The sequence below is a fragment of the Pseudomonas orientalis genome (assembly GCF_022807995.1).
Classification (GTDB): domain Bacteria; phylum Pseudomonadota; class Gammaproteobacteria; order Pseudomonadales; family Pseudomonadaceae; genus Aquipseudomonas; species Aquipseudomonas orientalis_B.
Genome location: NZ_CP094351.1, coordinates 5,666,571 through 5,687,030 on the forward strand (window position 1 = coordinate 5,666,571; position 20,460 = coordinate 5,687,030).

Here is a 20,460-nt window from a genome sequence, read left to right on the forward strand (position 1 = left end):
CGCGGATTATCCTCGGATCGCCCAGAAGGCCAGGTTCAAGCCCGGGAACTGCCCGGCGATGTGGAAGGCGAAACCGCCGGAATTGCTCAACTGCTGCCAGTGTTCGCTGCCCCGGTCCAGCTCGTAATAGGTGCTGCCCGCGTGATAGGGCAATTGGCGTGGCGCCACCGGCAATGGCAGCAGGCCGATGCCCGGCAACTGCAGGTTGACCATGTCGCGGATGTGCTCCACCGAGCCGACTTTGCTCTGCTGGCCAAAGCGTGCGCGCAGGGTTTCGCCCGGCACATCGGCGCGCACCACAAGAATGAAGCTGGCATTGTCGAGCAGGGTCTTGTCGGCCAGCATCGCCACGTGGATACCGTAGGCTTTCTCGACAATCGGGATCGGCGTGGCCTTGCTGTCGATCAGCATCGACAGCGCTTCACGCAGGGCCGCCATCACCGGAGTAAAGCTCAGCGCCAAATCGTCGTGCTGGTACTGCGGGTATTCCTGGGGGCGACGGCCAGAGGTGGAGAATGTCGAAAACTCACCGGCCAGGCTCACCAGCTCGCTGAAGAAACGCTCCGGGTGCAACGGGCTCAACTGGCTCAAATGCTGGATCAGCGGCTGGGCGCGGTTGACCAGTTGCAGCAGCATGAAATCGGCGATCTCCGACGCGCCACCGGCACCCGACGCGACTACACGGCCCGCCAGGGCCTCGCCACGCTGGTGCAGCAGGCCGAGCAGTTCGCTGCGAAATGCCGTCAGCGGTTTGCTCGCGGCCACGTCCAATACCGGCGGTATGTAAGTGTCGTCGAGCACCAGTGCGCGGTCGGCGCGCTTTTCCTTGATGCGCACCAGCCCGATGGCGGCGTAGTCGCTGATACCGTCCTGGGCGGTCAACAAACGCAACGCCCGCGAGCCCACGGCCACCGGCGCGCGGTTTTCGAAGGGCGCGTTGTCGTCGCGCACTTCGCGCACCTGGCTCACATAACGCGCGGCTTCCAACGCCTCGCCTTCGTCCACCGTGTCACGCGCACCGGCACGCTTGAGCGGCAGGGCCAGGTACACCAGACCGTCGCGCAGGTTGTCGTCGATATTCAGTGGACTTGGCGCCAGGTCGTCCTGGGGAATATTGAACGGTGTGCCGTCCGGGAGCAGGCCACGGGCCGACACGATTGCCAGCTTGCCCTGGGCGAGCAGGCCCTGGTCGATCAGCACCTCGGAAAAGCCCCAGGCGCCCGCGGACAGCGGGCGGCTGCGGGCGTCGATCAGGTTTTCCAGGTAACGGTCATGCTGCTGGAAGTGCTGCGTTCCGATGAACATGCCTTCCGACCAGACCACGCGATTGTTCCAGGACATGGGGGCTCCGATTGCTTGTTATTGGGCTGGGCTGGAGGGGGTAGCCACGACGTCGGCGCGCACGGCACGCACATCGAGGCTGATCTGAAATTCGGTGTATTGGCGCGGCGGCACGTTGATAACGGCACGCCACTGCGCACGGTCCAGCTCGCGATAGCCCACCAGCAGGCCGATCTGCCGGGTGGCCGGGTCGAGGTCGCGCTGGACGCTCAGTTGTTGGCCGGGCTGGATCACCACTTCGTCCTGGTCCAGCAGGTCCAGGCCAAGGGTGGATTGCGCACGGTCAGCCAGGGCGAAGTAATCGGAGCGCGCGAACGTCGCGGCGTTTTTCAGCTCGAAAATACGCACCCGCACCGGGGCGGCCTGGCCGTTGGCGCCGGGGTTGAGCCCGGCGATCGCGTGAAAATGCAGCTCGACGGCGGCCGTGTCCGCTTCAGCTTCGGCGGCGGCTTCGGGCTTGACCGCGTCCTTGGCACACGCCGTCAGCAGCAGCGCGGTGGCGGCTGCAAGTAAAAACCTGGGAATCATCCTGCGTCCTCAATGACGTGTTTAGCTATCCGTTCTATCCATCAGTGCGACGCGGTTCAGCGTCGCTGTCGTGCACTGTGCGCTTCGTAGGCCCGGCTGAATTCGCGGCCGAACAGGTCCTGGAAATCTTCCTGGGCCTCGCGGGAAATATTGCTGTAGAGCTCGGTGAACTGCTGCCAGTACTGGGCCTGGCGCGAGCCGTTGAAAAGACTTGAAAGGCCGCCGGGCTTGCCCATGCGTTCTTCCAACTGCGCCGGCTCAAAGCGCAGCAGCAGGTGCTTGAGCGCCGCTTCCACACCCGCCATCACCGCCAATTGGTGAGCGCGCAGGTCGTCGAAGCTGTCACGCACGGCGGCGTCCGGCGCCATGAATGCCGGGTTGCCGTGACGAAGCAGCAGCAGTAACGCTTCGTCGGCATTCGGGGCGAATTTCAACGGATTGTTTTCGGCGGGGCGGATCATGGTCTGCTGCATGCGAAACTCGCCCTTGAGGCTGGCGCGGGCGCGCAACACGTCGATCAGGCCTTCGACCATCAGGCGGTAGCTGCGGCCGATGCTTTCCATCTGGGCGCAGGCATCGGCCCGGTCCAGACGCAACTGATCGAGGCCGGCACCGCGCAGGAAGGCTTGCAAGAGGTCGGCTTGTGGCCGGGCGTCGCCAGCGGGGAGCGCAACCGGCTCGACCACGGGAGGCGGCGCACTGACCGGTGCGGGCGGTGGCGCGGGCGGTGGCGCAACAGGGGCGAGCGGCGCGGGGGCGTCGCCAAGCAGGTCCCAGTCTTCTGGAATGACCGAACCGGGCACCGCCGGGGGTTCGGCCACCGGCACGGCCACCGGAGCCGGCGGACGGAAGTCGTGCTGTTCGGACGGCACATGGTCCGCCACGGTGGGCGGCGGCACGGCAGTGGGGCTGAGGAAGTCGAACAGGTCCGGCAGGGTCTCCATCGACGACGCGCCATGAAACTGCGGCGCGATCATCGGTGTCGGCGCGGGCGGGCTCGCCACCGCGCCCATCAACGCCTCAAAGCTGTTCGGCGAATCACCGGCGAACGGCTGGCTGTCGACGGCCTGCACGTTGAAGTCGATGCGCGCCTGGATTTCGTAATCGCCGATGCGGATCAACTCGCCATTTTGCAGCGGCTCGCTGTTACCCCGGCGCAAACGAATGCCGGCGTTGACCAACTCCACACCATTGGTGCTGTTATCGGTTAAGTAGTAACGCCCATCCTTGTACTGGATAACGCAATGCTGCGAGGAGACCAGGCGTTCCGGGTCGGGCAATACCCAGTCATTTTCCGAACTGCGGCCGATCGCCATCGAGCCCTGGTTCATGGACTTTTCGGCGCACTGCCCTGGGGTAATCTTGTGATAACTAGTGATAGTCAAACACAGCGACATCTTGCCTCCTTGCTGATACATCGCGCGCGGTCGAGACCAGGCCTACGCGTGCCTGAATATCGCCGCCAGGTCGTGGGACCGACCGTCCAAATTCGCATTTGCCAGCATGATCGCTGATCTTATCCGGCTTGCATGACAAAAATCCTCTACGGGCGCAGCGTTCGACCCGTCAGTCGCGCAGGGTTGTTAAACACCGCACATCTGTCACAGAGGGCGAATAGCTTACCTTGACAAGGCATAAGTACTACACCAAAAATGCACAACTTCTTGAACATCAGTGATGGCACGATAGTGGCACGCTGAAACTATGGCCAAGAAAAACATGCAAAGTTCACCGCGCAACTAATTGCATGCAATGCCCGGCATCTAACGGGCTGATAGGGAGATCGAATTCAGTGGATGTGCCGTTGCTGCTCACCGCCGTTTCTGCGACTTCGCCCTGTGGCGAAGACATGGAATATGACGCGCAATTTCTGCAATTGGAACGTGATGCCAGGGGCCAGCCCGAGCGCAGCATGGGCGATTCGATCCTGCCCGCCGAGCCGCCCGAATGGCGCAGCATCCAGCAGCAGAGCCTCGACCTGTTGCAGCGCAGCAAAGACCTGCGCATCACTCATTTCCTGCTGCAAAGCACCCTCGCCCTCCAGGGCGTGGCCGGCCTGGCCGAAGCGCTGACGCTGATCGACGCGTTGCTGCGCGACTACTGGGCCGACCTGCACCCGCGCCTGGATGCCGACGACGATAACGATCCTACCGTGCGCATCAACGCCCTCACCGGCCTGACCTGCGACACCAATATTCGCCTGCTGCGCGAAAGCATCCTCACGCGCTCGCGCACCTTCGGCCCCGTGACCCTGCGCGCGGCGCTCAACGCCAGCGGCCTGTTGAGCTTCCCCGATGAACAGCTCGGTGCCCAGCAACTCAACGCCGCGTTCCTCGACAGCGACCCGGAGCAATTGCAGGCCACCCGCGATGCGCTGATGGCCGCGCGCGCCGCCTGCGACGCCATCGAACAACAGGTCAACGAGCAAGTCGGTTCCGCCCAGGGCGTGGACCTCAGCGCCTTGAAGCAGCCGCTCAAGCAGGCCCTGCAATTGCTCAATCAAGCGGTGCCCGGCGCCGACGGCGGCAGCGAACCCGAGGCCGTCAATGAAGACCATGCCCCCTCGGCAGACTACGCCGCTGCGCCCGCAGCGCCGCGTCCGGTCGGCGATATCGCCAGCCGTGACGACGTGCTGCGCAGCCTCGACAAAATCCTTGCGTATTACACCCGGCACGAGCCTTCAAGCCCGCTGCCGGTGCTGTTGAACCGTGCCAAGAATCTGGTGCATGCCGATTTCGCGGCCATCGTGCGCAATCTGATTCCCGACGGCATGTCCCAATTTGAAAACCTGCGCGGCCCGGACAGCGAATAAGCCGCCGGACCGTGCAGTAACAACACCGTCGCTCAAGCGACCAGGAGCAGCAACGTGGCGAAGCAAAGTTCTCAGAAATTCATCGCGCGCAACCGTGCGCCTCGAGTGCAGATCGAGTACGACGTCGAGCTTTACGGCGCCGAGAAAAAGGTCCAGCTGCCCTTCGTCATGGGCGTGATGGCCGACCTCGCCGGCAAGCCAGCCGAGCCGTTGGCGCCCGTGGCCGACCGCAAGTTCCTTGAAGTGGACGTCGACAACTTCGACTCGCGCCTCAAGGCCATGCAGCCGCGCGTGGCGTTCCACGTCCCCAACGAGCTGACCGGCGAAGGCAACCTGAGCCTGGACATCACCTTCGAAAGCATGGACGACTTCAGCCCTGCCGCCGTGGCGCGCAAGGTCGACTCGTTGAACCAGCTGCTCGAAGCCCGCACCCAACTGGCCAACCTGCTGACCTACATGGACGGCAAGACTGGCGCTGAAGAAATCATCATGAAGGCGATCAAGGACCCGGCACTGCTCCAGGCACTTGCCAGTGCGCCCAAGCCTGCAGGGGACCAGTAATCATGACTGACAATACCGTTCGCGAAGGCGCGCTGAACCTGGGCGCCACCGAAGAAACCAGCGAGTTCGCCTCGCTGTTGATGCAGGAATTCAAGCCCAAGACCGAGCGTGCCCGCGAAGCCGTGGAAACCGCCGTGCGCACCCTCGCCGAACAGGCCCTGGCGCAAACCGACCTGGTGTCCAACGACGCGATCAAATCGATCGAGTCGATCATCGCCGCCATCGACGCCAAGCTGACCGCCCAGGTCAACCAGATCATTCACCACCCGGACTTCCAGCAGCTGGAAAGCGCCTGGCGTGGCCTGCATTACCTGGTCAACAACACCGAAAGCGATGAGCAGCTCAAGATCCGCGTGCTCAACATCGCCAAGCCGGAGCTGCACAAGACCCTGAAGAAATTCAAGGGCACCGCGTGGGACCAGAGCCCGATCTTCAAGAAGATGTACGAAGAAGAATACGGCCAGTTCGGCGGCGAACCCTACGGCTGCCTGGTAGGCGACTATTACTTCGACCAGTCGCCGCCCGATGTGGAACTGCTGGGCGAGCTGTCGAAAGTCTGCGCCGCCATGCACTCGCCGTTCATCGCTGCGGCGTCGCCGACCGTGATGGGCATGGGCTCCTGGCAGGAACTGTCGAACCCGCGCGACCTGACCAAGATCTTCACCACCCCGGAATACGCCGGCTGGCGTTCGCTGCGTGAATCGGAAGACTCGCGCTACATCGGCCTGACCATGCCGCGCTTCCTGGCGCGCCTGCCGTATGGCGCCAAGACCGACCCGGTGGAAGCCTTCGCTTTCGAAGAAAACACCGACGGCGCCGACAGCTCCAAGTACACCTGGGCCAACGCCGCGTACGCGATGGCAGTGAACATCAACCGTTCGTTCAAGCACTACGGCTGGTGCTCGCGTATCCGTGGCATCGAGTCCGGCGGCGAAGTGGAAAACCTGCCGGCGCACACGTTCCCTACCGATGACGGTGGCGTGGACATGAAGTGCCCGACGGAAATCGCCATCAGCGACCGCCGTGAAGCAGAGCTGGCGAAGAACGGTTTCATGCCGCTGCTGCACAAGAAAAACACCGACTTCGCCGCGTTCATCGGCGCCCAGTCGCTGCAGAAACCGGCCGAATACGACGACCCGGACGCCACCGCGAACGCCAACCTGGCCGCGCGCCTGCCGTACCTGTTCGCCACCTGCCGTTTCGCGCATTACTTGAAGTGCATCGTGCGCGACAAGGTCGGCTCCTTCAAAGAGAAGGACGAAATGCAGCGCTGGTTGCAGGACTGGATCCTCAACTACGTCGATGGCGACCCTGCGCACTCCACCGAGACCACCAAGGCCCAGCACCCGTTGGCGGCGGCCGAAGTGATCGTGGAAGAAGTCGAAGGCAACCCGGGGTATTACAACTCCAAGTTCTACCTGCGCCCGCACTACCAGCTTGAAGGGCTGACGGTGTCGTTGCGCCTGGTATCGAAGCTGCCTTCGGCCAAGAGCGCTTAAACCTCGGATGAACTAGCTCTCCTGTGGGAGGGGGCTTGCCCCCGATAGCATCACCTCGGTCTGCCTGATAGACCGAGTTGCCTGCATCGGGGGCAAGCCCCCTCCCACACAAAAGCATTGGCCCTTTTGGGCATAACCAAATTCAGTGGCCCCGGCCACACAGGGAGAAATCATGGCTGTTGATATTTTCATCAAGATCGGCGACATCAAGGGCGAGTCCATGGACAAGGCCCACAAGGACGAAATCGACGTGCTGAACTGGAGCTGGGGCATGGCCCAGTCCGGCAATATGCATGTGGGCGGTGGCGGCGGCGCGGGCAAGGTGAACATTCAGGACCTGTCGCTGACCAAATACGTCGACAAGGCGTCGCCAAACCTGATGATGCACTGCGCCAGCGGCAAGCACATCGACAAGGTCAAGCTGACCGTGCGCAAGGCCGGTGGCGAAAGCCAGGTCGAGTACATGGTGATCAACCTGGAAGAAGTGCTGGTCACCTCGCTGAGCACCGGCGGTTCGGGCACCGATGACCGCCTGACCGAAAACGTCACCCTGAACTTCGCCCAGGTGATGGTCGACTACCAGCCGCAGAAAGCCGACGGCACCAAAGACGGCGGCGCGATCAAGTTTGGCTGGAACATCCGTTCCAACACCAAGCGCTGATAGCCCCTGCAGCCGTGGCTTTGCGCCACGGCTGCAGACATTTTGTCCTTCTCGCAACCCGTCCGTGGAGCTGCTTTGGTGGTAACTGAAATCGCTTCCCGCGACCGTCTGCAACCGTCCCTGCTGGACCGGCTGACCGACGACGACCCAACCAATCCCAAGGAAAGCGCCGACAAACGCGTGCTGTCCCTGACCCAATTGAAAGCCTCGGTACTGCGCGACCTGGCGTGGCTGCTCAACACCACGTCGTTGCTCGATGCCGATGCCACGCTGCACACCCCGGCCGGTACGTCGGTGGTCAATTACGGCCTGCCGGCGCTGGCGGGCAACAGCGTTTCCAGCGTGGATATCAAGGCGCTTGAAGCCCTGATCTACCAGGCTATCGCCACGTTCGAACCGCGCATCCTGCGCCATACCCTGCGGGTCAAGGCCCGTGTCGGCCCTGGCGAGATGAATCACAACGCGCTGAGCTTCGAGATTGAAGGCGACCTGTGGGCGCAGCCGGTGCCTTTGCGGCTGTTGCTGCAAACCGACCTGGACCTGGAATCCGGGCATGTGCGCGTGGTCAATGCCGACCAGCGGAGACGCCCATGAACCCGCGCCTGCTGGAGCTGTACAACCAGGAACTGCACCACGTGCGCGAAAGCGCCGCCGAGTTCGCCAAGGAATACCCGAAGATCGCCAGTCGGCTGACCCTGTCCGGTATGGACTGCGCCGACCCGTACGTCGAACGCTTGCTCGAAGGCTTTGCCTACCTCACCGCCCGCGTGCAGCTCAAACTCGACGCCGAGTACCCGACCTTCACCCACAACCTGCTGGAAATCGCCTACCCGCACTATCTGGCGCCGACGCCGTCAATGACCGTGGTGCAACTGCAGACCGACCCCGACGAAGGCTCCCTCGCCAGCGGTTTCCCCCTGCCCCGCGACACGGTATTGCGTGCCGCATTGGGCCGCGAAACCCAGACCTGCTGCGAGTACCGTACCGCGCACCCGGTGACGCTGTGGCCGCTGCAGGTGAGCAACGCCGAATACTTCGGCAACCCGGCCGCCGTGCTCGGCCGCCTGGCCGCCAGCGAACCGAAAGCCAAGGCCGGTCTGCGCCTGACCCTGCGCACCGGCGCCGAATTGCCGTTCAACAGCCTCGATCTGGATAACCTGCCGTTGTACCTCAGCGGCGCCGATGAGCAGCCGTTTCGCCTCTACGAACAACTGCTGGGCAACGCCTGCGCGGTGTTCGCGCGCAAGCCCGGGGGCGACTGGGTTGAGCGCCTGCCTCAGGATGCGTTGCGCTCACGCGGTTTCGACGATGCCGACGCGGCCATGCCGGTGGTGGCGCGGGCGTTCCAGGGCTATCGGTTGTTGCAGGAATACTTCGCCCTGCCCCACCGTTTCCTGTTTGTCGAATTCGCCGAGCTGAGCCGTGCGGTCAAACGTTGCGACGGCCAGGAGCTGGAGCTGATCGTGCTGTTCGACCGTCACGAACCCAGCCTTGAAGGCAGCGTCGGCGCGGCGCAATTCCTGCCGTTCTGCACGCCGGCGATCAACCTGTTCCCCAAGCGCGTGGACCGTATTCACTTGTCGGATCGGGTCAACGAACACCATGTGATCGCCGACCGCACACGGCCGATGGATTTCGAGATTCACTCCCTGAGCGGCATCACCGGCCACGGCACCGGGCCGGAGCAGCCGTTTTTGCCGTTTTATGCCGTGCGCGATCCCTCCCGTTATGGGCGTGACCAGGCCTACTACACGGTACGCCGCGAACCCCGCGTGCTGTCCAGTGACCAGCGACGCAACGGCCCGCGTTCCACTTATGTGGGCAGCGAAACCTTCGTCAGCCTGGTGGACAGCCGTCAGGCGCCGTATCGGCATGACCTGCGCCAGCTCGGCGTGACCGCGCTGTGCACCAACCGCGACTTGCCATTGTTCATGACCGTAGGCAATGGCAAGACCGACTTCACCCTGGCCGACAGCGCCCCGGTATTGGCCGTGCGCTGTGTGGCAGGCCCAAGCCGCCCGCGCGCCAGCCATGCCCATGATGCCAAGGCCTGGCGCCTGATCAGCCAGTTGTCGCTCAATTATCTGTCCTTGAGCGAACAGGGCCAGGGTGCCGGGGCCCTGCGCGAACTGCTGCGCCTGTACGGCGACAGCAACGACGCCGCCCTGCAATTGCAGATCGAAGGCCTGCGCGAAGTCAGCAGCAAAGCCGTGACCCGACGCCTGCCGATGCCCGGCCCGATTGTGTTCGGCCGGGGCCTGGAAATCACCCTGGAATTCGATGAAAACGCGTTTCGCGGCACCGGGGTGTTCCTGCTCGGTGCCGTACTGGAACGCTTCCTGGCACGCTACGTGTCGATCAACAGTTTTACCGAAACGGTGATCCGTACCACCGAACGCGGCGAGATCATGCGATGGAAAGCCAAGCCCGGACGGCGTCCGACCCTGTGAGTACCCTGGACGCGATGCACCAGGAACCCTGGGAATATGACTTCTTCCAGGCGCTGCGGCGTATCGAATGCGAATCGCCGGACCTGCCGCGCCTGGGCCATTCCCTGCGCCTGGCCGATGACCCGCTGCGCCTGGGGCAGCAGGCCGATTGCACCTTCGCTCCGGCCACCCTGGCGTCGGTCGACCCGGGCGGCGACGGCAAACCGGCGCGGCTGGAGCAATTCTTCTTCGGCCTCGGCGGCCCCAACGGCCCGCTGCCGCTGCATATCACCGAGTACGTGCGCGAGCGCCAGCGCAACAATGCCGACAGCACCAGCAAGCAGTTCCTGGATGTGTTCCACCATCGCCTGCTGACCTTGTTCTACCGGGCCTGGGCCGAAGCGCGGCCGACGGTCAGCCATGACCGACCGGACGACGACTATTGGTCCGCGCGCCTCGCCGCCCTGAGTGGCCGCGGCATGCCCAGTTTGCTCAACCAGGGCTTGATCCCCGACACGGCGAAGCTGCATTACAGCGGCCACTTGTCGGCGCAAACCCGCTACCCGGATGGCTTGAAGGCCATCCTCAGCGAGTACTTCGGCGTGCCGGTGGCGATCGAAGAATACGTCGGCCAATGGCTGGAACTGCCCGAACGCAGCCGCGTCGGCGTGAGCGCCAACCGGCTGGGCGTGGACTTCTGCCTGGGCAGCCATGTGTGGGACCGCCAGCACAAATTCCGTATTCGCCTCGGGCCGCTCAAGTTCGCCGATTACATGGGCATGCTGCCAGGCCATCAGCCGTTCAACGAGCTGGTGGCCTGGGTGGCCGAGTACCTGGGCCATGAACTGGACTGGGACTTGAATCTGGTCCTGCAACAACCTGAAGTCCCGGCGCTGCAGCTCAACGGCCAGTTTCGCCTGGGTTTCAATACCTGGCTCGGCCAACCTGCGCATGACGCCAACGACCTAATCCTGGCGCGGCATTACGCCGATCACGCCACCACTTCAAGGAATCCAGAGCATGGGTGAAATCAGTCGCGCCGCACTGTTCGGCAAACTCAACAGCGTGGCCTACAAGGCCATCGAAGCCGCCACCGTGTTCTGCAAACTGCGGGGCAACCCGTATGTGGAACTGGCCCACTGGTTTCATCAGTTGCTGCAACTGCAGGACTCGGACCTGCACCGCATCATCCGTCAGTTCAACCTGGAGCCGGCACGCCTGGCCCGCGACTTGACCGAAGCCCTGGACCGCCTGCCGCGCGGCTCGACCTCGATCACCGACCTGTCGTCCCATGTGGAAGAAGCGGTGGAGCGCGGTTGGGTGTACGGCAGCCTGATGTTCGGTGAGAGCCAGGTGCGCACCGGTTACCTGGTGCTGGGCATTCTGAAAACGCCGAGCCTGCGCCATGCGCTGCTGGGCCTGTCTGCCGAGTTTGACAAGATCAAACCCGAAGCCTTGAGCGAGCGTTTTGACGAGTACGTCGGCGACTCGCCGGAAAATGCATTGAGCGCCAGCGATGGTTTCAATGCCGGGGCGGTGCCGGGTGAAGCCAGCGGCGCCATGGCCCCCAGCGCGATGGGCAAGCAGGAGGCGCTCAAGCGCTTTACCGTCGACCTCACCGAGCAAGCCCGCAGCGGCAAGCTCGACCCGATCGTCGGCCGTGATGAAGAGATCCGCCAGCTGGTGGACATCCTCATGCGGCGCCGCCAGAACAACCCGATCCTCACCGGTGAAGCCGGGGTGGGCAAGACCGCCGTGGTCGAAGGTTTCGCCCTGCGCATCGTCGCCGGCGATGTGCCGCCTGCGCTCAAGGACGTGGAACTGCGCAGCCTCGACGTGGGCCTGCTGCAAGCCGGCGCCAGCATGAAAGGCGAGTTCGAACAGCGTCTGCGCCAGGTCATCGAAGACGTGCAGGCCTCGCCCAAGCCGATCATCCTGTTTATCGACGAAGCCCACACCCTGGTCGGTGCCGGTGGCGCCGCCGGCACGGGCGACGCGGCCAACCTGCTCAAGCCTGCGCTGGCCCGTGGCACCTTGCGTACCGTGGCCGCCACGACCTGGGCCGAGTACAAGAAGCACATCGAAAAAGACCCGGCCCTGACCCGCCGCTTTCAGGTGGTGCAGGTCGCCGAGCCGTCGGAAGACAAGGCGCTGCTGATGATGCGCGGCGTGGCCTCGACCATGGAGAAACACCACCAGGTGCAGATCCTCGATGAAGCCCTGGAAGCCTCGGTCAAGCTGTCGCACCGCTATATTCCGGCGCGCCAGTTGCCGGACAAATCCGTGAGCCTGCTGGACACCGCCTGCGCCCGCGTCGCCATCAGCCTGCACGCGGTGCCGGCCGAAGTGGACGACAGCCGCCGTCGTATCGAAGCGCTGGAAACCGAGCTGCAAATTATCGCCCGCGAGCATGCGATCGGCATTGCCATCGGTGCGCGCCAGACCAACAGCGAAGCCTTGCTGAGTGCCGAACGTGAGCGTCTGGCCACCTTGGAAAGCCGTTGGGCTGAAGAAAAAGCCTTGGTGGATGAGCTGCTCGCCACCCGTGCGACCTTGCGCGAAAAAGCCGGTGTGGTGGACAGCGGCAGCGACGAATTGCGCACGCAACTGATCGACCTGCAACAACGCCTCACTGCGCTGCAAGGCGAAACCCCGCTGATCCTGCCGACCGTGGATTACCAGGCTGTGGCCTCGGTGGTCGCCGACTGGACCGGCATCCCGGTCGGCCGCATGGCGCGCAACGAACTGGAGACGGTGCTCAACCTCGACCAGCATTTGAAGAAACGCATCATCGGCCAGGACCACGCCCTGCAGATGATCGCCAAGCGCATCCAGACCTCTCGCGCCGGCCTCGACAACCCGAGCAAGCCGATTGGCGTGTTCATGCTAGCCGGCACCTCGGGCGTGGGCAAGACCGAAACCGCCCTGGCCCTGGCCGAAGCCATGTATGGCGGCGAGCAGAACGTGATCACCATCAACATGAGCGAGTTCCAGGAAGCCCACACGGTGTCGACCCTCAAGGGCGCACCACCGGGCTATATCGGCTACGGCGAAGGTGGCGTGCTGACCGAAGCGGTGCGGCGCAAGCCTTACAGCGTGGTGCTGCTGGACGAAGTGGAAAAAGCCCACCCGGACGTGCATGAAATCTTCTTCCAGGTGTTCGACAAGGGCGTGATGGAAGACGGCGAAGGCCGGGTGATCGACTTCAAGAACACCCTGATCCTGCTCACGACCAATGCCGGTACCGAGCTGATTTCCCAGGTCTGCAAAGACCCGGCGAACATCCCTGAGCCGGAAGAAATCGCCAAGGCCCTGCGCCAGCCGCTGCTTGAGATCTTCCCGCCGGCACTGCTTGGCCGCCTGGTAACCATTCCGTACTACCCGCTGAGCGACGAGATGCTCAAGGCGATCACTCGCCTGCAACTGAACCGCATCAAGAAGCGCGTGGAAAACACCCATAAGGTCGCCTTCGACTATGACGACGCGGTGGTCGACCTGATCGTCTCGCGCTGCACCGAAACCGAAAGCGGCGGGCGCATGATCGACACCATCCTCACCAACAGCCTGCTGCCGGACATGAGCCGTGAATTCCTCACGCGCATGCTCGAAGGCAAAGCGCTGGCGGGGGTGCGGATCAGCAGCCGGGATAATGAGCTGCACTACCAGTTTGGCTGACGGAATGCGGTTAAAACTGTGGGAGGGGGCTTGCCCCCGATGGCGGTGAATCAGTCACAGAATGCATCAACTGACACACAGCTATCGGGGGCAAGCCCCCTCCCACACTTTGAACCGGTTTCTTCAGTTATTTAGTCATTAAGAGACGCCTGATGCTATTCAACCAAGCCTCACGCCTGGCCCGGATCACCAGCCCCCTAGGGCCGGATGTGCTGCTGCTCAATGAAATGGGCGGCGGCGAAGAGTTGGGACGGCTGTTCAACTACGAGCTGCAGCTGACGTCGCTGGACGCCAACATCGACCTCAACCAGTTGCTGGGCAAGCCGATGAGCGTGGGCCTGCAACTGGCCGACGGTGGCGAACGGCATTTTCACGGCCTCGTCGCGCGCTGCAGCCAGAACATCGACCAGGGCCAGTTCGCCAGCTACCAAGTGACCCTGCGCCCATGGCTGTGGCTGCTCAGCCGCACCTCCGATTGCCGGATTTTCCAGAACCTGAGCATCCCGCAGATCATCAAGCAGGTGTTTCGCGACCTGGGCTTTTCCGACTTCGAAGACGCCCTGAGCCGGCCTTACCGCGAGTGGGAATACTGCGTGCAGTACCGCGAGACCAGCTTCGATTTCGTCAGCCGCTTGATGGAACAGGAAGGCATCTACTACTTCTTCCGTCACGAACAGGACCGGCATGTATTGGTGCTGGCCGACGCCTATGGCGCCCACTCGACGGTGCCCGGCTACGCCTCGATCCCGTATTACCCCAAGGACGAGCAGCAGCGCGAACGCGACCACATGCACAACTGGCACCTGGCGCAGGAGGTGCAGCCCGGCTCGCTGGAGCTCAACGACTACGACTTCCAGCGCCCCAGCGCGAGCATCGACGTGCGCTCGGCCATGCCGCGTCCGCACACCGCCGGCGACTATCCGCTGTACGACTATCCCGGCACCTACGTGCAAAGCGCCGACGGCGAACACTATGCGCGCACCCGCATCGAAGCCCTGCAAACCCTGCATGAACAGATCGAGTTCGCCGGCAATGCCCGAGGCCTGGGTTCGGGCCACTTGTTCAGCCTCACCGGCTTCAGCCGCCAGGACCAGAACCGCGAATACCTGATCGTCGGCTGTCGCTACTACATCGTCCAGGAAAGCCTGGAGAGCGGCGGCGGTTCTGGCTCGGCGCAGTTCGAAAGCAGCCTGACCTGCATCCCCGCGCAACAGAGCTACCGCACCCTGCCCACCACCCATCGGCCCGTGGTCAAAGGCCCGCAAACCGCGCTGGTGGTCGGCCCCAAGGGCGAGGAAATCTGGACCGACCAATACGGCCGCGTGAAGGTGCATTTCTACTGGGACCGTCACGACCAGTCCAACGAAAACAGCTCTTGCTGGATTCGCGTGTCGCAGTCCTGGGCCGGCAAGAACTGGGGCTCAATGCAGATTCCCCGGATCGGCCAGGAAGTGATCGTCAGCTTCCTCGAAGGCGACCCCGACCGACCGATCATCACCGGGCGGGTGTACAACGCCGAGCAGACCGTGCCTTACGACCTGCCGGAAAACGCGACCCAAAGCGGCATGAAGAGTCGATCCAGCAAAGGCGGCACGCCGGCCAACTTCAATGAAATCCGCATGGAGGACAAGAAGGGGCTGGAGCAGTTGTATATCCATGCCGAGCGCAATCAGGACATCGTAGTGGAGGTCGATGAGAGCCACTCTGTCGGGCATGACCGTAACAAAAGCATTGGCCACAACGAGACAGTAACCATCGGCAACAACCGCCTGCGCATCGTCAAGCAGGAAGACATTCTCTCGGTGGGCCAGCGCAAGACCGACAGCATCAGCCAGAGCTACGTCATTGAAGTGGGCGAAAACCTGCGCCTGGTCTGTGGCGAAAGCATTCTGGAGTTGAATGCCAGCGGGCAGATCAACCTCACCGGCGTGCAAATCAGCTTCTACGCCAGCGGCGATGCCGAGTTCAATACCGGCGGCCTGCTGCACTTGAACAATGGTGGCGGCGCGGGCGCCACCCCGGATGGCCAGGGCGTGAAAGCCAGCATTGACGCCAATATCAAAGCCGCGTTCCCCACGCCTAAAAGCTCCTGACGAGAACTGTTTGCCATGACGTATCGAATCAATGAATTCCAGTTTCAACTGCCTGCCGGCCAATTGCAGGACGCGACGATCAACATTCTCAAGTTCCCGGAACTGGGCACCTCCCTGATCGTCAGCCGCAGCTTGCTCGCTGAGGGTGAAACCCTGCACAGCAACTTCAATGACCAACTCCAGCGCCTGGAAAAACAGGTGCAGGATTTGCGTTATCAACCCGGCGCGGATGTGCGTTTGGGCGCGGCGCAGGAAGTCGAAGGCATCGAGTTGCGCAGCCAGTTCAACAAGGGCAATGACAAGGTGTTCCAGTATCAACTGGCACTGGTGATTCCAGGCACGCGCAAGATGCTTGCCCTCAGCTACGTGAAGGCGGATGCGCTGGGTGACGCCGAGGCGGCGCATTGGGCCTTGATAAAAAACTCACTGTCGTTCGACGCTGTTTCTTGATGAGCGGCCTGCATGTCTGACGCGTTATGGGCGGCCCGGATGGGCGATGCGCTTTCCCACACTTCGATGATGGCCGACATCCTCGGCGGTGTGCTGGAGGTGGCGGCGAATATCGCGATTACTGCTGTAGCAACTGCCGCAGTGGTCGCGGCCACCGGCATTACCGTCGCCACCGGTGGGCTGGGCTGCTTCCTGTTGGGCGCAGTGGTGGGCACGATTGTCGGTCTGGCCATGAGCAAGACGGGCGCAGACAAAGGCCTGACGAATTTATGCGACAGCTTCAGCAATGCGCTGTTTCCGCCCACGGTACAGGCCAATATTCTCACCGGTTCCACCAACACGCTCACCAATAACATCCCCGCCGCCCGCGCTGCCGGGGCAATCAGCTCTCACGTTGCGCCAGCGGGTACCGAACTGGAAGAGCCGGCGCCTGCGCCTGAGGCCAGCTACCTGGACATGGCCGAGAGCTTCTTCTCGCAGATGTGGCGTCCGACCGTCGCCACGCCTGCGCCAGGTGCCGTGCCCAAGCCGCTGGACCTGGTCGTGTGCATGAAACACCCGCCGATGCCGCCGCAATTCCTGGCCGAAGGTTCGGACAAGGTCACGATCAACGGCCAGCCGGCGGTGCGCAGCGGTGATCGCAGTACCTGCGATGCGACGGTGGTGTCGTCCGGGTTGATTTCCTCCAACGTGACCATCGGCGGTGGCTCCGTGGTGGTGCGCGAGATTCGCAGTGGCAAGACGCCGGGCGTGGGGCTGGCGGTCACCGCGTTGTTGATGCTCAAGGGTGGCAAGGGCAAGTTCTTCAGCAAGTTGCCGTGCATGCTGATCGGCGGTGCGACCTCGATGGCGGTCAGCAGCGCGATGGGGGCCCTAGCGAATGCGGCGATGGGCTCGTCGAATCCGGTGCATGCGGCAACGGGCGCGAAGGTATTGGGCGATGTCGATGAGCTGGACTTCGTGCTGCCCGGCATCTTGCCGATTGACTGGCAACGTTTCTACAACAGCCGCGACGAACGCACCGGCAGTCTGTTTGGTGCGGGCTGGAGCGTGCCGTATGAGGTCTGCGTCGAAGTCCGGCCTCATCCCGACGGCGGCGAGACGCTGGTCTACACCGACGAGCAAGGGCGCCCTATCGACATGGGCTCGATTCCCTTGGGCGGCGCGGTGTTCAGCGCCGGTGAAGGGCTCGCTGTGCGGCGGCACCTCAATGGGCAGTTGCTGATTGAGAGCGATGATGGCCTGTACCGTCTTTTTGAACTTTCGACGCACCCGTCACGACTGCGCCTGGCTCAGTTGGGAGACCGCAACGACAACCGCATCCATATTGATTATGACGAGGCCGGACGCCTGGTACGGCTGCGCGATACCTTCGACCTGGTGCAGGTTGAGCTGATTCGCGACGGCGAACAGGTCAGTCGCATCGAACGGGTGTATCCCGATCAACGCCGTGAGGCGCTTGTTGGGTACGGCTACGACACCGCCGGCAATCTGGCCGAGGTGCGTGATGCCACCGGGCAGGTGCGGCGGCGCTTCGCCTACGACAGCGACCGGCGCATGGTGGAGCATCAGTTGTCGACCGGGTTGCGCTGTTTCTATGAGTGGGCTTTGGTTGAAGGCCTGGAATGGCGCGTGGTGCGGCACTGGACGGATGAAGGCGACGCGTATCAATTCGACTATGACTTGAACGCCGGCCTTACCCGCATCACCGACGGATTGCAGCGCGTCAGCACCCGGCACTGGAACACGCAGCACCAGATTATTCGCTACAGCGACAACCTCGGCCAGACCTGGCTGTTCGAATGGAACGATGAGCGCCAATTGCTCAGCGCCACCGACCCGCAGGGTGGGCGCTACGAATACAGCTACGACGAGTCCGGCAACCTGATCGGCGAAACCGACCCACTGGGCCGCAGCGATTCGACCTTGTGGCTGGAGCATTGGGCACTGCCGTTGGTAGAGACCGACGCCGCCGATAACAGCTGGCAGTATCGCTACGATCAGCGCGGCAACTGCATCGCCGAAACAGATCCGCTGGGCTACGTCACCCGGTACCGCTATGACGCCCATGGCCAGGTCGTGGAAACCATCGACGCCACCGGCAAAAGCAAGAAACTGCGCTGGAACCCGCTCGGGCAATTGGTCGAGCACATAGATTGTTCGGGTTACCCGACGCGCTTCAGCTACGACGAGCGCGGTTATCTGCAAGTCATCACCGATGCACTGGGTGAGCGCACGCAATTCAGCTACGACGCTCAGGGGCGCTTGCTAAGCACTCAATTGCCGGATGGCCGTATCGAGCAGTACCAGCGCGACATCAGCGGTCAACTGCTGGGGTATACCGACCCGGCCGGGCACACCACGCTCTACCAGCACAACCGCCGCGGCCAAGTCAGCCAGCGCACCGACGCCCATGGCCGGCAGGTGAAGTTCGGCTACGACAACTACGGGCGCCTGCAAGCGCTGATCAACGAGAACGGTGAACGCTATCGGTTTGCCTGGGACGCCGCCGACCGCCTGGCCGAGCAGCAGGACCTGGACGGCAGCTCCAAGCGTTACGACTACGACCTGCTGGACAACATCACTACGGTAACCGCCATTGCGGCGCCTTATGGCAACGGCCTGGCGGTGGTCCCCGAGCCACCACCCGCGCCCATCGTTCATCGGCTGGAGCGCGATGCGGTCGGTCGGCTGGTTGCCAAAACCACCGACGATGGCCGCACCGAGTACAGCTACGACGCCGTGGACCAGCTCACGGCGGTGACTTTCACCGATCTGCAAGGCAATACCCAGGCCCTGGGCTTCGCCTACGACGCTCTCGGGCAATTGCTTGGCGAACAGAGTGCAGCCGGCACTCTGCACCACCACTACGACGAACTCGGCAACCTGATCCAGACCCAACTACCCGACGGCCGTTGGCTCAACCGCCTGTACTACGGCAGCGGCCACCTGCACCAGATCAACCTCGACGGCCAGGTGATCAGCGACTTCGAGCGCGACCGTCTGCATCGCGAAGTCCTGCGTACCCAGGGCCAACTCAGCACGCGCAGCGAATACGACCGCAGTGGCCGCCTGCGCGCACGCCAACGTCGACTGGCAGGCCAACCGTCGCTGCTACCAGCAGCCGTGCAAAAACAATTCGAGTACGACCCGGCCGACAACCTGATCGGCAAACTCGACCAGCAACCCGCTGCGCAACACCGCCAATTGCTGCACTACGACGCCACCGGCCGCATCATCGCCAGCCAGGACAGCCTGCACGGCCAGCGCGAAACCTTCGCCTACGACGCCGCCGCCAATCTTCTCGACGGCCCGCAGGCGGGTGCCGGGTTGGTGGTGCATAACAAGCTGCTGACGTATCAGGACAAGCGTTATCGCTATGACGCGTTTGGGCGGATGATCGAAAAACGCAGCGCGAAACGGGGCGTGCAGCGGTTTACCTACGATGCTGAAAGCCGTTTGGTTGAAGTGCGTAACGATGACGGCACCGTTGTGCGAATGACCTACGACCCGCTGGGCCGACGCATCGAAAAAACCGAGCATGGCAATGACGGGTATCCGCTGGGAGAAACGCAGTTTGTGTGGGATGGACTGCGGTTATTGCAGGAGCATAAATACAGCCAGACCAGCCTCTATGTTTACGATGATGACGGCTACGAACCGCTGGCCCGCGTCGACGGCCTTGGCCCGCTACAGAAGATTCGCTACTACCACAACGATCTGAACGGGTTGCCGGAACAACTGACCGAGGCCGATGGGCACAGCGTCTGGCAGGCGACTTATCGGGTGTGGGGCAACACGCTGGAAGAGGTGCGGGAGCCTTATTACATTGAAGAGCAGAACCTGCGGTTTCAGGGGCAGTATCTGGATCGGGAGACGGGGCTGCATTTCAACACGTTCAGGTTTTATGATCCGGATGTGGGGCGGTTTACGACGCCGGATCCGATTGGGTTGGCGGGGGGAATAAATACCTACCTCTATGCCGACAACCCTTTTGGCTGGATAGATCCTTTAGGTCTTACGTGTGCAGGCAGCGGCAAAGTCCATGGCAACAGCCATGCGAGCAAAAATCCTAATCACGTCTATGTCATCGTTGATACGAAAACAGGACGAATGATGAAGCCAGGAATCAGCGGGCGTGCGTTAAATAAAAATGGGACGTCACCCCGTGCTAACCAACAGGTCAATGCACTGAACAAACCCCAAGCTGGGCGCTATAAGGCGGTGATTGTTGAAAAAAACAAAACGCGACTTCAAGCCAAAGCTACTGAGCAAAAAATCACAGACAAACACGCGGCGCGAAACAACGGCAACATGCCTTCACCGATTCACAAAAACCCCTTACCACAGGTTGACACAAGAGATGGCTACCTTAAATTGTACGGTACGCCTGATAACCGTTAGTTTTTCG

14 protein-coding genes are annotated in these 20,460 nt (G+C 62.6%); 11 read left to right on the forward strand and 3 right to left on the reverse strand.

Going from position 1 to position 20,460, the window contains the following annotated elements; translation table 11 throughout:
* Positions 1 to 6: 6 nt before the first annotated feature.
* Genes tssK through tagH form a run of 3 tightly spaced genes read right to left on the reverse strand, consistent with a single transcriptional unit; the run spans position 7 to position 3,266 of the window.
* Positions 7 to 1,341: a type VI secretion system baseplate subunit TssK gene (tssK, locus tag MRY17_RS25530; protein WP_124434504.1), complete on the reverse strand. Its 1,335-nt coding sequence runs from the start codon at positions 1,339 to 1,341 to the stop codon at positions 7 to 9.
* Positions 1,342 to 1,359: 18 nt separating this feature from the next.
* Positions 1,360 to 1,869, reverse strand: coding sequence for a type VI secretion system lipoprotein TssJ (gene tssJ / locus MRY17_RS25535; RefSeq protein WP_181285706.1), 510 nt, complete (start codon positions 1,867 to 1,869; stop codon positions 1,360 to 1,362).
* A gap of 56 nt (positions 1,870 to 1,925) precedes the next feature.
* On the reverse strand, positions 1,926 to 3,266 hold the full coding sequence (gene tagH, locus MRY17_RS25540; RefSeq protein WP_243353045.1) for a type VI secretion system-associated FHA domain protein TagH: 1,341 nt from the start codon (positions 3,264 to 3,266) through the stop codon (positions 1,926 to 1,928).
* A gap of 395 nt (positions 3,267 to 3,661) precedes the next feature.
* Here tagH and tssA point away from each other — a divergent pair, with 395 nt between their 5' ends.
* The 11 genes from tssA to MRY17_RS25595 all read left to right on the forward strand — a co-directional run bounded on the left by tssA (position 3,662) and on the right by MRY17_RS25595 (position 20,453).
* Positions 3,662 to 4,681 (forward strand): type VI secretion system protein TssA, encoded by a 1,020-nt coding sequence (gene tssA, locus MRY17_RS25545; protein ID WP_181285708.1) that lies wholly within the window; start codon positions 3,662 to 3,664, stop codon positions 4,679 to 4,681.
* A 54-nt stretch (positions 4,682 to 4,735) separates the two neighbouring features.
* The gene (gene tssB / locus MRY17_RS25550; RefSeq protein ID WP_010207547.1) at positions 4,736 to 5,242 is read left to right on the forward strand and encodes a type VI secretion system contractile sheath small subunit; all 507 of its coding nucleotides are present in this window, start codon (positions 4,736 to 4,738) and stop codon (positions 5,240 to 5,242) included.
* Positions 5,243 to 5,244: 2 nt separating this feature from the next.
* Positions 5,245 to 6,741, forward strand: a complete 1,497-nt coding sequence (tssC, locus tag MRY17_RS25555; protein ID WP_057723290.1) for a type VI secretion system contractile sheath large subunit — start codon at positions 5,245 to 5,247, stop codon at positions 6,739 to 6,741.
* A 172-nt stretch (positions 6,742 to 6,913) separates the two neighbouring features.
* Positions 6,914 to 7,402, forward strand: coding sequence for an Hcp family type VI secretion system effector (locus MRY17_RS25560; RefSeq protein WP_005792512.1), 489 nt, complete (start codon positions 6,914 to 6,916; stop codon positions 7,400 to 7,402).
* A gap of 78 nt (positions 7,403 to 7,480) precedes the next feature.
* A complete protein-coding gene (tssE, locus tag MRY17_RS25565; protein WP_065883847.1) occupies positions 7,481 to 7,996 on the forward strand; it encodes a type VI secretion system baseplate subunit TssE in 516 nt (171 codons plus the stop codon).
* On the forward strand, positions 7,993 to 9,852 hold the full coding sequence (gene tssF, locus MRY17_RS25570) for a type VI secretion system baseplate subunit TssF (RefSeq protein WP_243353046.1): 1,860 nt from the start codon (positions 7,993 to 7,995) through the stop codon (positions 9,850 to 9,852). Before tssE ends, tssF begins: the two co-directional genes overlap by 4 nt.
* Positions 9,816 to 10,859 (forward strand): type VI secretion system baseplate subunit TssG, encoded by a 1,044-nt coding sequence (gene tssG / locus MRY17_RS25575; protein WP_191952492.1) that lies wholly within the window; start codon positions 9,816 to 9,818, stop codon positions 10,857 to 10,859. The genes tssF and tssG overlap by 37 nt, the downstream gene beginning before the upstream one ends.
* Positions 10,852 to 13,506 carry a type VI secretion system ATPase TssH gene (tssH, locus tag MRY17_RS25580; RefSeq protein ID WP_191952491.1) on the forward strand — a complete coding sequence of 885 codons (2,655 nt, stop codon included), beginning with the start codon at positions 10,852 to 10,854 and terminating at the stop codon, positions 13,504 to 13,506. Before tssG ends, tssH begins: the two co-directional genes overlap by 8 nt.
* A 152-nt stretch (positions 13,507 to 13,658) precedes the next feature.
* Complete coding sequence (locus MRY17_RS25585) at positions 13,659 to 15,599, forward strand: type VI secretion system Vgr family protein (RefSeq protein ID WP_057723286.1); 1,941 nt, start codon at positions 13,659 to 13,661, stop codon at positions 15,597 to 15,599.
* A 15-nt stretch (positions 15,600 to 15,614) separates the two neighbouring features.
* Positions 15,615 to 16,049, forward strand: coding sequence for a DcrB-related protein (locus MRY17_RS25590; protein WP_191956253.1), 435 nt, complete (start codon positions 15,615 to 15,617; stop codon positions 16,047 to 16,049).
* A 12-nt stretch (positions 16,050 to 16,061) separates the two neighbouring features.
* Complete coding sequence (locus MRY17_RS25595) at positions 16,062 to 20,453, forward strand: RHS repeat-associated core domain-containing protein (protein ID WP_243353047.1); 4,392 nt, start codon at positions 16,062 to 16,064, stop codon at positions 20,451 to 20,453.
* Positions 20,454 to 20,460 lie beyond the last annotated feature (7 nt).